Source organism: Mesorhizobium sp. WSM4833 (assembly GCF_055811095.1).
Genome location: NZ_JBVVQG010000004.1, coordinates 368,641 through 381,136, shown reverse-complemented (window position 1 = coordinate 381,136; position 12,496 = coordinate 368,641). Strand labels below are relative to the sequence as shown.

The 12,496-nt window shown below is 63.4% G+C and carries 14 protein-coding genes and 1 pseudogene; 5 read left to right on the top strand and 10 right to left on the bottom strand.

Annotated features, from left to right (window positions below; all coding sequences use genetic code 11):
• Positions 1–61 precede the first annotated feature (61 nt).
• The 7 genes from AC0L2D_RS10265 to AC0L2D_RS10235 all read right to left on the bottom strand — a co-directional run bounded on the left by AC0L2D_RS10265 (position 62) and on the right by AC0L2D_RS10235 (position 6,483).
• Positions 62–472, bottom strand: coding sequence for a GtrA family protein (locus AC0L2D_RS10265; RefSeq protein ID WP_013529676.1), 411 nt, complete (start codon positions 470–472; stop codon positions 62–64).
• Entirely contained in the window at positions 469–1,278 is an 810-nt protein-coding gene (locus AC0L2D_RS10260; protein WP_473540957.1) for a ChbG/HpnK family deacetylase, read from the bottom strand. The genes AC0L2D_RS10265 and AC0L2D_RS10260 overlap by 4 nt, the downstream gene beginning before the upstream one ends.
• On the bottom strand, positions 1,275–2,264 hold the full coding sequence (locus tag AC0L2D_RS10255) for a glycosyltransferase family 2 protein (protein WP_064995601.1): 990 nt from the start codon (positions 2,262–2,264) through the stop codon (positions 1,275–1,277). Before AC0L2D_RS10255 ends, AC0L2D_RS10260 begins: the two co-directional genes overlap by 4 nt.
• Positions 2,257–3,420, bottom strand: a complete 1,164-nt coding sequence (locus tag AC0L2D_RS10250) for a glycosyltransferase 87 family protein (RefSeq protein ID WP_473540955.1) — start codon at positions 3,418–3,420, stop codon at positions 2,257–2,259. The genes AC0L2D_RS10255 and AC0L2D_RS10250 overlap by 8 nt, the downstream gene beginning before the upstream one ends.
• 181 nt (positions 3,421–3,601) lie before the next feature.
• Positions 3,602–4,066: a hypothetical protein gene (locus AC0L2D_RS10245; RefSeq protein WP_473540954.1), complete on the bottom strand. Its 465-nt coding sequence runs from the start codon at positions 4,064–4,066 to the stop codon at positions 3,602–3,604.
• 84 nt (positions 4,067–4,150) lie between these two features.
• Positions 4,151–5,188: a zinc-binding dehydrogenase gene (locus AC0L2D_RS10240; protein ID WP_013529671.1), complete on the bottom strand. Its 1,038-nt coding sequence runs from the start codon at positions 5,186–5,188 to the stop codon at positions 4,151–4,153.
• Between the two features lie 53 nt (positions 5,189–5,241).
• The gene (locus AC0L2D_RS10235; protein WP_473540952.1) at positions 5,242–6,483 is read right to left on the bottom strand and encodes an acyl-CoA dehydrogenase family protein; all 1,242 of its coding nucleotides are present in this window, start codon (positions 6,481–6,483) and stop codon (positions 5,242–5,244) included.
• 113 nt (positions 6,484–6,596) lie between these two features.
• Between AC0L2D_RS10235 and AC0L2D_RS10230 the strand changes: the two genes are divergently transcribed.
• From AC0L2D_RS10230 to AC0L2D_RS10210, 5 genes are all read left to right on the top strand, one after another.
• Positions 6,597–7,412, top strand: coding sequence for an SDR family oxidoreductase (locus AC0L2D_RS10230; RefSeq protein WP_027161371.1), 816 nt, complete (start codon positions 6,597–6,599; stop codon positions 7,410–7,412).
• A 39-nt stretch (positions 7,413–7,451) separates the two neighbouring features.
• On the top strand, positions 7,452–7,937 hold the full coding sequence (locus AC0L2D_RS10225; protein ID WP_263484965.1) for a MaoC family dehydratase: 486 nt from the start codon (positions 7,452–7,454) through the stop codon (positions 7,935–7,937).
• Positions 7,934–8,965, top strand: a complete 1,032-nt coding sequence (locus AC0L2D_RS10220; RefSeq protein ID WP_224621348.1) for a phosphotransferase family protein — start codon at positions 7,934–7,936, stop codon at positions 8,963–8,965. Before AC0L2D_RS10225 ends, AC0L2D_RS10220 begins: the two co-directional genes overlap by 4 nt.
• Before the next feature lie 165 nt (positions 8,966–9,130).
• Entirely contained in the window at positions 9,131–9,775 is a 645-nt protein-coding gene (locus tag AC0L2D_RS10215; RefSeq protein ID WP_473540951.1) for a TetR/AcrR family transcriptional regulator, read from the top strand.
• A 206-nt stretch (positions 9,776–9,981) separates the two neighbouring features.
• Complete coding sequence (locus AC0L2D_RS10210) at positions 9,982–10,230, top strand: DUF680 domain-containing protein (RefSeq protein ID WP_473540950.1); 249 nt, start codon at positions 9,982–9,984, stop codon at positions 10,228–10,230.
• Positions 10,231–10,272: 42 nt separating this feature from the next.
• Here the strand turns inward: AC0L2D_RS10210 and AC0L2D_RS10205 are convergent.
• The 3 genes and pseudogenes from AC0L2D_RS10205 to AC0L2D_RS10195 form a co-directional block, all read right to left on the bottom strand.
• Positions 10,273–11,312: pseudogene (locus tag AC0L2D_RS10205) on the bottom strand (Gfo/Idh/MocA family protein).
• Between the two features lie 78 nt (positions 11,313–11,390).
• Positions 11,391–12,176 carry a ThuA domain-containing protein gene (locus tag AC0L2D_RS10200; protein ID WP_027161369.1) on the bottom strand — a complete coding sequence of 262 codons (786 nt, stop codon included), beginning with the start codon at positions 12,174–12,176 and terminating at the stop codon, positions 11,391–11,393.
• Between the two features lie 77 nt (positions 12,177–12,253).
• A complete protein-coding gene (locus AC0L2D_RS10195) occupies positions 12,254–12,481 on the bottom strand; it encodes a hypothetical protein (protein ID WP_013529661.1) in 228 nt (75 codons plus the stop codon).
• Positions 12,482–12,496: the final 15 nt, after the last annotated feature.

Genomic DNA, 12,496 nt, shown 5'->3' with positions numbered 1-12,496 from the left:
AATCCAGGGAAAAGTGTGTAGCGGTTTTCCGTCCGGAATTTCGTAAGAAAAATAGTTCCGCCTATCTCAAGAACCGGCCTTCGATCGACCAGCGCGCGGCGAGGAAATTCAGCACCGCCGCCACCACGACACCGGCGATCTTTGCCGGCCACACTCCGGCGATGCCGGCAAACAGCGCGATGGAGAGGCTGGAGACGCCGAGCGAAATCAGCCCTCCAAGCGAGGCGAAGCGAAGGAATGCGTCACGCAGCCGGATGGCTCGATTGCGCTCGAACGACCAGAAGCCGTTCGCCGCGAAGGAAAAGGTGACGGCGATGAACCAGGCAGCAACGTTGGCCGGCAGCGGCGAAGCACCGAGCTTGAGCAGCAGGAAGAAGCTGGCAAGGTCGATGGCCGTGTTCGCCAGTCCGACAATGGCAAAGCGGACGATCTTGTTGCCGGTCGAACGCGGGGGCCGCTCGGCGTCGTTCATCCCCTGCCATCCATGATTGCGACATTGGCGCGGGCCAGGCTGGCTCCGAACGCGTCCGATGCCAGGGCCGCGAATTCGACCTCGCGCACAGCTTGCATCGTGTCGCGCGCGCGCAGCGTCTCGTCGACATGGCCGGGATGGCACATGAACAGCCCCCGTTCCGGCAACCCTTCGACGGCGGCCTGCAGAACCGCAGTGAATTTTTCGGGCTGCCGCCAGTCATAGATGCCGGCGAGCGGCTGGAAAACGATGAAGCCGGCGCGCTGCATCGAACGGTTGAACCCGGCAGCGAGCGCGGCAATCGCGGCGACCTTCGACCCTGCGGCCAGCGCCGGGCCGCCGCGTAGGGCCGGCCTGTCGGCGCCTTCTGGAAACCGCGCGCGCAGCCATGTGCGCACGACGGGAAGGAAATGCACATGCTGATGCCCGTCGACGAAATCGGGGCGGCGGCCAAGCGCCTCGACGAAGCGGCTGTACTGGGCGTCAAGCTCGGCATGAACATCGCGCTCGGCGATGCGGCCGCGCAGAACAGGCAAGGCCAGTGCGCGGAGCGGTGGCAGCCGGCCCTCCGGCGCCAGGCTCGACCGGCCGGTGACCGCCGGCTGGTCGGTCAAGGTGAGATGCAGCCCGACCGCGGCCCGGCCGCACAGCGGTTTTAAGCGCTCTGCCTCCGCTTCCCATTCCGGAAAGCCGGTCATGCAGCTGGTGCCGGTCAGGCGGCCGCGATCGAGCAGGTCGAGAATCGCAGCGGAAACGCCGGGCGCCAGGCCGTAATCGTCGGCGATCAGGCGGATGCGCCGCGTCATCTGTTCGAAGTGCCCGGCTCCGGCCGATCGGCGGGGGCCACGCTGCGCACGACGTCGCGCACGAGATAGACCGGGCGATCCTTGCTCTCGCTGAGCGTGACCCAGACGTATTCGCCGATCAGGCCAAGCAAGGTCAGGTTGAGGCCGCCGAGCAGGACGACGGCAACCAGCAGGCTGGGGTAGCCCGGAACGGCAATGCCGTAGAAGATCACCTCGAAGAGCACCTTGGCGCCATAGAGCGCACCGGCCAACGCCGCGAGCAGCCCGCTGAGGCTGATGAGACGCAAGGGAATGACGGAAAAGGAAGTAAAACCTTCGAGCGAGAAGGCGATCAGGTTGAGCCGGCTCCATTTCGACGTGCCGCTGGCGCGGCCTTCCGGCGAATAGGGCAACGCCTTCTGGCGAAAGCCGGCCCAGGCAAACAGGCCCTTGTTGAAGCGCCGCTTGTCGCGCAGGCTGGTCAGCGCGCGCGCCACGGCGCCGCGCATGACGCGAAAGTCGCCGGCATTTTCGGGAATATCGAAACGCTGGCTCGAGTTGATCAGGCTGTAGAAAAGCCGTGCAAGCTGGCTGCGCCGCCAGCTCGCCTCGCGGCGGTCGTTCTGCGCATAGACGACGTCGATGTCCGGATGGTCCACCAGCTCGGCGATCAGCTTCAGGCTGATGTCCAGGGAATGCTGGAGGTCGGCGTCCATGATCAGCACCATGTCGCCGCGCGACTGGTCGAGGCCGGCGAGCACCGCGACTTCCTTGCCGAAATTGCGGCTGAGGCGCACGATCTCCCACGACCCCGTCAGCGCTTGCGAAAACCGCACGGCGCCATCGTCACGACTGCCGTCATCGACGAGGATCTTGTGTACGGTCATGCCGAAGCGTTGTGCCACGGCCACTTCGAGCTCGCCCAGCAGGCACGCGAAGGCCGATGCCGATGCCGCCTCGTTGAAGAACGGTGCGACGATATCGAGGCTCGGCCGCAACTCAACCATTCGCGACTCCCGCATTCACCACCTTTTCCCGTGCCTTGGCCCAGAACCACCAGATCAGCAAACCGGCGATAAAAGTGACGGCGACCGGCCGGAACCAGGGGAAGAGGAAATCGTGCACATGGCGCTCGACGCCGCTCAACCCGGTCACGAACAGCGTCGTCGACAGCACCGAGGCAAGGACGCCGCCCCGTTCTTCGCGCCACAACAGGGCGATGGCAAGACCGGCTGGTACCGCGATCATGGCAAAGGTGTTTGGCTCGACGCGCGGGTTGAAGACGCACATGTAGAAAGTGGCTGTCAGGAAGATCGCCAGCGCCGCCTTTCCCTGTTCGAGCCTGCGGTCGAACCAGATGACGGCAGAAAGCGTAAACAGGGCCATGACCATGCGCACGATCGTTGCGCCGATTTCCGGTATCGGCAGTCCTATCGTGGTGAACGGTGCCGTGAAATCGGTGGGCACGAAATGGCTGGTGTTGTCGACGGCCATGGAGGTCAGCATCTGGATGAAGACACGATACTGATCGTTGAGATAGCCGGCGGGAGCAAAAGCGTAAGGCAGTGCCAGCACGAACAGCAGCGCCAGCACCAGCACCGGTATCAACCGGAGCCGAAGGGCTCCTACCAACAACAGCATTATGATCGCGGTCGGCTTGGCGATGATGGCAAGCGAAGCCCAGAAGAACGTCTCCGCCCGCCGCCCTTCCAGCGCCGACAGGGTGAGAAGCCAGCAAGCGCCGGTCAAAAGGATCGTCGCCTGGCCGTTGCGGATCGCCCCCACCGCCATCGGCAAAGCGAGGAAAAGACCGAAAGAAAGCAGCCATGTCAGTTCGCCGCCGCCGAGCTTGCGCACCTGCCGCATCGCGGCGTAGGTCAGCACCGCAAAGCCAATGGAATGCCAAACCAAGCCGCCCAGATGCGGACCGAGCTTGACTATTGGAGTGTAGAGCGCGGCAAAGGCCGGCGCGTAGAGATACCCCATCTCGGACTGGGTGTCGTAGAGCGGCAGACCGGCCTGAAGCGCCTCGCTGCCGTCGATATAGGCCTGCCATACCGTCCGCGTGTGCGGCGACCACAGGACCAGGGCAAGAACGACCAGGAACGCTCCGATCCACAGGCCAAACCCCAAACGGTCGAAAACCGGCTTGGAAATCGTCATCAAGGCGCTCCACACAATCCCGGAACTGGATCAGTCCAGCCTGTCCCGGCATTCGATGGCGGCGGCATATCACGGACGAAGCGGCGTGGCATAGGGGGCTGACGAACGTCAGGGCCGCACCTCCTTCGCCTCGAATATGCGTTCCCACCTTCATGGCTGCCGTCCGAGGCTGGCGACCTGACTAATCGTCAGTGAATTCGGGCAAACGAAAATAGGGGTTGCGCGGATCAAAGGGATATTTCGGCTCGCCCTTACCAGCAAGAACAGCCCCCGGAATCAGCACGCCTTTCGGCCCGAACTGATAGTCGATGCCGGCACAGAGGTGAGCGAGATCCTGGTAGTTGAAACTGCGCAACGCACTGCCACCTTCAAATGCAGCTGTTTTGAGTTGCTCAGGCGTGAGCGGCCCGATCATCCTGTCGCGATAGGCTTTGATCTTGGCCTTGTTGAGTCTGGAGGCCTGACATTCGGCGCCGACGACCCGCGCCAGCATGATATTCCTGACCGCGGTCCCGGCAGGATCATCCAGCGGGGCCGAATATTTCTTGAGAAAGTAATTCGTACTGGGATCGTTCGTCATCGCCTTGCGCCAAAACGGCGGGAACTTTTCGGCAGCCTGTGCACCAATGGTACTGGCCATCGACATGAGGACAATCGGGACAAACCACCATTTTCTCACAAGCAGCCCCTTTTTTGCAGTAACTGGACTTCGCCCGCCAGCCATTTTCCTTCAAGGCCGGATGAACACCTTGCCGTTGGGCTTGGCCAGTTCGGCTGGCAGCCGCGCCATTGCTTCGGCAAGCGGCACCACCGCCGTCACGTCGGTCGACCAGCGCCCATCGGAAAAACGCTTCTGCGCTTCCAGGATCGCCGGGCCGCGACGGTCGCGGAACTGGCGCATCCACTCACTCAGCCAAAACCCTTCGATATGCTTGTGCTGGAAGATCAGTTGGCCGGGCTCGCGGATAACGGTGGCTTCGGGATCGAGCCGCCCATAGATGATCCAGCGCGACCGCTTCGGCATGACGTCGAAGATGGCGGAGGCAAGCGGCCCGGTTACCGCGTCAAGGAAGATGCGCGGCTGTTCGGCCTTCATCACCTCGCGCAGCGCCGCCTTGAAATCCGGCGCCCTTTCATTGAGCACGTGCGCCGCGCCAAGCGCATTCAGAGCCGCGATCTGGTCGTCGCGGCGCACGGTGACGATCGGCCGGAAACCCTCTTCGCTGGCCAGGCCGATGATCAGCTTGCAGAGCTGGCTGGCGCCGGCGGTCATGACGAAGGCCTTCTCGCCTTCCTCCTTGACGATGTCGAACATGGCGAGCGCCGTGAGCGGGTTGACGATCATCGCCGCACCGTCCTCGTCGCGAACGGTGTCGAGCAGCGGGATGCAGGCAGCCGCCTCGGCGACGGCATAGTCGGCCCACGAGCCCCAGTTGGTGACGCCGGTGGCAAAGGCCACACGCTTGCCGATCAGGCTTTTGGGATAGGGCTCGTCCCCGCTGGCGACGACAATGCCGACACCCTCGAAGCCGGCCGGCTGGCCCTTGGCACGCGGCTGGCCGTACTGGCCCTTGACGAAGGCGACATCGGACGGATTGATCGAGGCGAGGCTGACCTTGATCAGCACCTGGCTGGGGCCCGGTGTCGGCACCGCGATGCTGCCCGGCTCGAGATAGGGCTCCATCGCCTCCAGCACACTGCCGCTCCGCGTCCTGGTGTAGCCATCGCCGACAAGCAGCAGCGCCTTCATTTCGGATGGGACGGTCATCGGAACACTCCTCGCTCGAGCCTCGGGTCGCGCCCGCATGACGATGCCGGCGCTCAAACCTTCTCCTGCGTGTATTTCCTCAACTCCGTCCGCGCCACCTGACGGCGATGCACGGCGTCCGGCCCGTCGGCAAGGCGCAAGGTCCGCAGATGCGTCCACGACCGCGCCAGCGGTGTGTCCTGGCTGATGCCTTGCGCGCCGAACATCTGCACCGCCTCGTCGGTGACCTTGAGCGCGACGCGCGGTGCGATCACCTTGATCTGGCTGATCCAGGGAGCAGCAGCCCGCGCATCGCCCTGGTCGATCATCCACGCCGCCTTGAGGCAGAGCAGCCGCGCCATCTCGATCTCCATGCGGCATTCGGCGATGATGTCGAAATTGGCGCCGAGCTTTGCCAGCTTCTGGCCGAAGGCCTCGCGGCGCACGGAACGCTGGCACAGCATCTCGAGCGCCATCTCGGCCTGTCCGATGGCGCGCATGCAGTGGTGGATGCGGCCGGGACCGAGCCGCCCTTGCGCGATCTCGAACCCCCTGCCCTCGCCGAGGATCAGGTTCGACGCCGGTACGCGCACATTGTCGAAGCGAAGATGCATGTGGCCATGCGGTGCGTCGTCATCGCCATAGACCTGCATGGCCCGCACCTTGGTCACGCCTTTGGTGTCTGATGGCACCAGGATCATCGAATGGCGGCGGTGCTGCGGCTCGTCATCGCCCCCGGTCCTGACCATGACGATGTAGATGGCGCAGCGCGGATCGCCGGCGCCCGAAGCCCACCATTTCTCGCCATTGAGCACATAGTCGCCGCCGTGGGGTTCACAACGCATGGCAATGTTGGTGGCATCGGATGAAGCGACATCCGGCTCGGTCATCAGATAGGCCGAGCGGATCTTGCCGTCGAGCAGCGGTTCCAGCCATGCTTTCTTGTGGTCGGCCGAGCCGTATCGCTCCAGCACCTCCATGTTTCCGGTGTCGGGCGCCGAGCAGTTGAAGGTCTCGGCGCCGAGATGCGCCTTGCCCATCTCTTCGGCCAGATAGGCGTATTCGACGGTGGAAAGACCATAGCCGCGTTCCGAGCCGGTCAGCCAGAAATTCCACAGGCCGCGCTCTCTTGCGGTCTTCTTCAGCCCTTCGAGGATCTCGCTCTGACGCGCACTGTAGACCCAGCGGTTGCCTGCCTTGCCCACTTCGCTGAGGAATTCATGGTCGAGCGGCATGATCTCGTCGCGCACCATGGCCGCGACGCGCGCGTGGATTGGCTTCAGCCGCTCGGTCATGCCGAGATTCATCTCCGTCATCGGTCGCTAACCCTTCATACACGCCAGGCATTTTGTCAGTGGCAAGGATGACCGTACTTCGGATAGCCTTGTCAACGAACTGTTTGCCCGCATGCCGAGCGCGGAGAATTGTGATGAGCTATCTGGACGAACTGTTTTCGGTGGCCGGCAAGACCGCGCTGGTGACGGGTGCCGCGACCGGCATCGGCCGCATGGCGGCGACCGCGCTGGTCAAGGCCGGCGCCAGCGTGATGATCGCGTCGCGCAAGGGCGAGGATTGTATCAAGGTCGCCGAAGAGTTGAACCAGCTTGGTGCACCGGGCCGGGCCGACGGCTTCGTCGGCGACGTTTCCAGCGAAGCCGGCATCGCCGCACTCGTCGCCGAGGTCAAATCGCGCATCGAACGGCTGAACATTCTGGTCAACAACGCCGGCGTCTCCTGGGGCGCGCCGCTGGAAAGCTTCCCCTATTCGGCATGGGCCAAGGTGTTTGGCGTCAACGTCACCGCGGTCTTCCATCTGACGCGCGAATTGCTGCCGCTGCTCGATGCCGCCGCCAGCGACGCCGATCCGGCCAGGGTGATCAACCTCGGTTCGGTGATGGGCACGCAGCCGCTGGCCGACGACGCCTATTCCTACACCGCCTCGAAGGCTGCGGTTCATCATCTGACGCGCACACTGGCGCTCGAGTTCGCCGCCCGCCGCATCACCGTCAACGCCTTTGCCCCCGGCCCCTTCCAGAGCCGGATGACGGCATTTGCCACCGCCACAGAGGAACAGGCCAGGCACGTCGGCAGCCATGTTCCGATCGGCCGTATCGGCGCACCGGATGACATTGCCGGCGCAACGCTCTATTTGTGCAGCCGTGCAGGCAGCTATGTCACTGGCGCCATCCTGCCGATCGACGGCGGACAGTCGGTGCAGCATGGGCTGACCTTGTTCAAGGAATGACATTTTCCGGCCACAGAAGCCGGGGGTGAACTGGAGGACATGAGCGTGGAACCGATCAGTCTCGATGTGCTTCTGGCCAGTGTCGGCAAGGAGGTCGGCGTGTCGCCGTGGCGGGTGGTCACGCAACGCATGATCGACCAGTTCGCCGACGCCACGGACGACCATCAGTTCATCCACTGCGATCCGGAGCGGGCGATGCGTGAAACGCCGTTCGGCGGCACCATCGCGCACGGCTTCCTGTCGCTGTCGCTGTTGTCGGCGATGACCTTCGAGACCATGCCGCCGCTGGAAAACGGCAAGATGGGCGTCAACCACGGCTTCGATTCGCTGCGCTTCCTGGCGCCGGTGAAAACCGGCGCGCGCATCCGCACGCGTTTCGTGTTGGCCGACGTCAAGGTCAGGCCGTCGGGCTGGGTGCAGACCGCGCATGACGTGACGATCGAGATCGAGGGTTCGAAGAAGCCGGCACTGACCGCGCGCTGGCTGACGCTGACCTTGATCGAACGCCAGCCCGAGACGGCATGAGTGATCCCGTTCTCGACCAGGCAGCGCTTGCGCCTTACCTCGAGGCGAACATACCGGGCTTTTCCGGGCTTGCGGCAGTCGAGAAGTTCAAATCCGGCCAATCGAACCCGACCTACCTTTTGACGGCGGCAAGCGGCCGTTACGTGCTGCGCGCCAAGCCGCCGGGGCAATTGCTGAAATCGGCGCACCAGGTCGACCGCGAATTCAGGGTGATGAGCGCGCTTGCCGGCACCGCCGTGCCTGTGCCGGCCATGCTGCATCTGTCGGCGGAAGGCTCGCCCATCGGCCGCATGTTCTACGTGATGGATTTCCTCGACGGCCGTATTTTCTGGGATCCGGCCCTGCCGGAGGCTGGCGACAATGATGAACGCGCCGCCATCTACGATGCCATGAACGACACCCTCGCCGCCCTGCACGAGGTCGATGTCGAAACAGTGGGACTCGGCGATTTCGGCCGGCCGGGCAATTATTTCGAGCGCCAACTGGCGCGCTGGACGAGCCAGTACCGTGCCTCGGAAACCGGCACCGTCGCCGACATGGACCGGCTGATTGCCTGGTTGGAAACGCATATGCCCGTAGATGACGGCCGGATCTCACTGGTCCATGGCGACTACCGGCTGGACAATCTGATCTTCGCGCCGGACCGGCCAACGGTTCTGGCAGTGCTCGACTGGGAACTTTCGACATCAGGCCACCCCTTCGCCGATATCGCCTATCAATGCATGCAATGGCGGCTGCCGCACGCTTCCGGCTTTCGCGGCCTGGGCGGTATCGATCGTTCCGCACTCGGCCTGCCTTCCGAAGAGGACTACGTCGCCGCCTACTGCCGGCGGCGCGGGCTCACCGGTATCGGCAACTGGACGTTCTTCCTCGCCTTTTCCTTCTTCCGGCTGGCTGCCATCTGCCAGGGCGTCTTCAAGCGGGCGCTGGACGGCAACGCCTCCAATCCCGAGAAGGCGAAAACCTATGGCGAGGCGGTGAAACTGCTTTCGTGTCTTGCCGCAGAACTGATCAACAGGGAGGCGTGATGGGCCATTTCGAGAGAGGAACGGTGCTGATCACGGGGCTGCCAAAATTCGAAAAGCGTCGGCACGATCCGAAGCATACCGTTTGGGAACTTCCCGTGCCCTTGTCCGTTTCCGTACAGCGTATATAATTTAGCCAGCCACCAACCCAACCGAAGGCACCAGATCTTGCCGCAGAGCGTCCAGACACGCCGCGAGAAACAAAAAGCAGAACTGCGCTCCGAATTGCTCGAGGCCGCGCATAAGCTTGTCCAGGAAGAGGGCTATGAGGGCCTGACCATCCGCAAGCTGGCCAAGCGGGTCGGCTACGCCCCGATGTCCGTTTATTCCTACTTCGCCGACAAGCAGGACATCCTGTTCGCTCTGGCCGAGGACGCATTCGAGACGCTCGCTCGCCGCATCGAGGAGCATCCGTCCGACGATCCGATCGCAGCCTTGCAGGCGGTGATGACGGAATATGCCGCCTTCGGGCTCGGCAATCCCAACGAATACCGCACCGTATTCATGACCGAAAAGACCAAGCTGCCGGAAGGCAGGAGCTACGACGACATGGAAGAGAGCAACCCGGCGATGAAGGCGCTGATCAGCCGGGTCGAGGCCTGCGTTTCCGCCGGAAAATTGCAGGGCGATCCGCGCGCCATCGCCACCATGCTGTGGGCGGTCGGCCACGGCACGATCTCGCTGCTCATCACCTTTCCATTCTACCCCTTCGGCGACCCGCAGGCCTTCGTGAAGCGGATGTGCGATTTCACGCTCGCCACGCTCAGCACGCAAAACGTCCCGCCGTTGACCGAGACACCGGTCAACTGCTGAACGCCGTTCCCTTTCATTTCCATATTTTCTCTCCGCCCCAGCCAAACCCTGGGGGGATTTCTTGGTTAACGAAAAATTTATCGTACGCGTACGGTTTTCCCTTGAATTCCCAATCGACGGCGTATATGTACAGCGTATCGTACATGTACGAGAAAAATTCACCCGTCGGTACGAATTGAATTCGACCCGGAAACCGGAGACTGACAATGAAAAAGACACTCCTCACCCTCGCCGCCGTGCTGGCACTTTCGGGCTCGGCTTTCGCCGCCAACACCACCCATCCGGTCAAGCATGCGCCGGTGGCGGCGTGCGTTGACACCAAGACCAACCTGAAGCTCGATTGCGCTTCGACCGGTTCGGTCGAGAAGAAGGATGCCACGGAAAACACCGCTGAAGGCAAGGGCCCGCGACTCGGCATCAGCATCAATCCATGGATTGTGCCGAGCGCATTCTGATATCAGCAAAGATCGCGTCTGGCCGGCACAAGCCGGCCAGCTTCAAGCGACCGAAATCGGCAGCTTCGCTGCTGAACTCTCAAAGGCTGCGTCGATCAGCTTCTGCATGTCGGCGGCGCGCCGGAACGACGGATCGCCATTCCGGCCTGCATCCAGCGCATCGGCAAAGCGTCGCGCATTGCGCTTGACACTGGGCAGATCCAAAGTCCGCCAGCGCTGAAGATCGACATCCCCGCCGAGGCAGGCCGACAGGCTCGATGCCTTGCCGTCGGTCTCGACCTTGATGGCGCCCTGGGTGCCGTGCAGGGCCAGCGACAAATCGTTGGCGTGACCGGTCATGTAGCGGCTCGCCACGATCGTGGCGAGCGCGCCGCAATCGAGCCGCGCCGTCAGTGCCACGCTGTCATTGGCGTCCAGCACATAGTCGCCATGCGCTCGCCCTCGGCCTTCGGAAACGTCACCAGATCGGCATGCAGGCTGACGATATCCTGGCCGGCGCCATAGGTGGCGAAATCCAGGATATGGATGCCGACATCGCCCAGCACGCCGGTCGAACCGTGCCGGCTGGACAAGCGCCACAGCCATTTGTCCTCGACCCGCCAGTCACCCCATGATTTGCTGACCAGCCAGCTTTGCCGGTAGCTCGCCTCGACATGGCGCAACGCGCCGATCTCGCCGGCCTGAACCATGCGCCGCGCCTCGTGGATCGCCGGTGAGTTGCGATAGGTGAGGTTGACCATGTTGATCACCCCGGCAGCCTCGGCCGCTTGCGTCATATCAAACGCGTCGGCGTAGTTCGGCGCCAGCGGCTTTTCGCAAAACACATGTTTTCCCACGCCGAGCAGCGCCAGCGTCGTCGCCCTATGCGCACCATCCGGCGTCGCGTTGATGGCGGCATCGAACTGGCCCCAGGCGATCGCCGCCTCCAGGCTCTCGAAAGAATCGCCGATCTTGCTGGCCGCGGCGAACGCCGCAGCGCGGCCGGGCACCTGGTCGACACAGGCGACGATGCTGCAGCCGGGAATCCCGGCAAACTCCTCGACATGATGCCCGGCGATACCGCCGGTGCCGAGCAGAAGAATCGATGCATTAGCCCCAAGCCCCCAAAATCAACTCACGCCTTGGGCAACTCAGGCCCCGATCAGCTCAGGCCGCCCCAATCAGCTCAGGCCCTTGTCGCCATCGGCATGCAGGCGCAGCCCCTTCTGCACGATCTTCTCCTTGGCCGCATCCGTCGGCACGTTCGGCGCATTGGTGATGCCGGACCAGGCCGGCGCCGGATTGTGCGCCCAATGGACGGCGTTGCGCAGCACCTGCTGCACGCCCTCATTGTGATAGATCGGATAGGTTTCGTGGCCGGGCGAGAAGTAGAAGATCCGTCCCGCGCCGCGCTGGTAGGTCAACCCGGACCGGAACACCTCGCCGCCCTCGTACCAGGAGACGAACACCGTCTCCAGCGGCTCCGGCACCGCGAACGGCTCGCCATACATTTCGGTCTCGCCGATCTCCAGGCACTCGCCAATGCCTTGCGCGATCGGGTGGCCGCGGTTGATCGCCCAGACGCGCTCGCGCTCGCCCGCCTCGCGCCATTTCAGCGAACAGGGCGTGCCCATCAGCCGCTTGAAGATCTTCGAGTAGTGGCCGGAATGGAGCACGATCAGGCCCATCCCTTCCCAGACCCGCTTCTGCACCCGCTCGACGATCTCGTCCTTGACCTCGCCATGCGCCGCGTGGCCCCACCACAAAAGCACGTCGGTGGCCGCCAGGCGCTTTTCGCTCAGGCCGTGCTCGGGCTCCTGCAAGGTGGCGGTGGCCGCCTCGATGCCCTTGTCCTGATTGAGCGCGGCGGCGATGGTGCCGTGCATCCCCAAGGGATAGAGTTCGCGCACGGCTTCATTGGTCTGCTCGTGGACATTCTCGCCCCAAACGATCGCTTTTGTCGGCATTTTCATCTCCCAAAGCGCTTTAAATAGCATGTCCAAGGGGATTGAGAAGGTCCCGATGCCGCCTGGCCTGATGAAAACTACGTCTTGCGCTTGCGCCCCGGAACGGTCTTGGCCTTGCCCGGTTTCGCCGGTGCGCCGGGGATGGCGGTTCCGGTAATGGATACCGGATCGCTGGCCGGGAACGTGTCTTCGAGGCCTTCCTCGAGTTCCTCTTCGGCGCTCGGGGCTTCACGTCGCTCATGTTCGAGCGAGCGGACGGCCGATGTCTTTTTGACCGGCGACTTCGGCGCGGAATTCGACGGCATCGGCATTCTCCCTCG

What these genes read in the sequence shown, in the direction of transcription:
- AC0L2D_RS10195 (WP_013529661.1), bottom strand. Translation starts at nt 12,481, where the DNA reads ATGCCGTCGAATTCCGCGCCGAAGTCGCCGGTCAAAAAGACATCGGCC.
- AC0L2D_RS10230 (WP_027161371.1), top strand. Translation starts at nt 6,597, where the DNA reads ATGAGCTATCTGGACGAACTGTTTTCGGTGGCCGGCAAGACCGCGCTG.
- AC0L2D_RS10200 (WP_027161369.1), bottom strand. Translation starts at nt 12,176, where the DNA reads ATGCCGACAAAAGCGATCGTTTGGGGCGAGAATGTCCACGAGCAGACC.
- AC0L2D_RS10245 (WP_473540954.1), bottom strand. Translation starts at nt 4,066, where the DNA reads ATGTCGATGGCCAGTACCATTGGTGCACAGGCTGCCGAAAAGTTCCCG.
- AC0L2D_RS10225 (WP_263484965.1), top strand. Translation starts at nt 7,452, where the DNA reads ATGAGCGTGGAACCGATCAGTCTCGATGTGCTTCTGGCCAGTGTCGGC.
- AC0L2D_RS10265 (WP_013529676.1), bottom strand. Translation starts at nt 472, where the DNA reads ATGAACGACGCCGAGCGGCCCCCGCGTTCGACCGGCAACAAGATCGTC.
- AC0L2D_RS10235 (WP_473540952.1), bottom strand. Translation starts at nt 6,483, where the DNA reads ATGACGGAGATGAATCTCGGCATGACCGAGCGGCTGAAGCCAATCCAC.
- AC0L2D_RS10220 (WP_224621348.1), top strand. Translation starts at nt 7,934, where the DNA reads ATGAGTGATCCCGTTCTCGACCAGGCAGCGCTTGCGCCTTACCTCGAG.
- AC0L2D_RS10210 (WP_473540950.1), top strand. Translation starts at nt 9,982, where the DNA reads ATGAAAAAGACACTCCTCACCCTCGCCGCCGTGCTGGCACTTTCGGGC.
- AC0L2D_RS10240 (WP_013529671.1), bottom strand. Translation starts at nt 5,188, where the DNA reads ATGACCGTCCCATCCGAAATGAAGGCGCTGCTGCTTGTCGGCGATGGC.
- AC0L2D_RS10260 (WP_473540957.1), bottom strand. Translation starts at nt 1,278, where the DNA reads ATGACGCGGCGCATCCGCCTGATCGCCGACGATTACGGCCTGGCGCCC.
- AC0L2D_RS10250 (WP_473540955.1), bottom strand. Translation starts at nt 3,420, where the DNA reads ATGACGATTTCCAAGCCGGTTTTCGACCGTTTGGGGTTTGGCCTGTGG.
- AC0L2D_RS10255 (WP_064995601.1), bottom strand. Translation starts at nt 2,264, where the DNA reads ATGGTTGAGTTGCGGCCGAGCCTCGATATCGTCGCACCGTTCTTCAAC.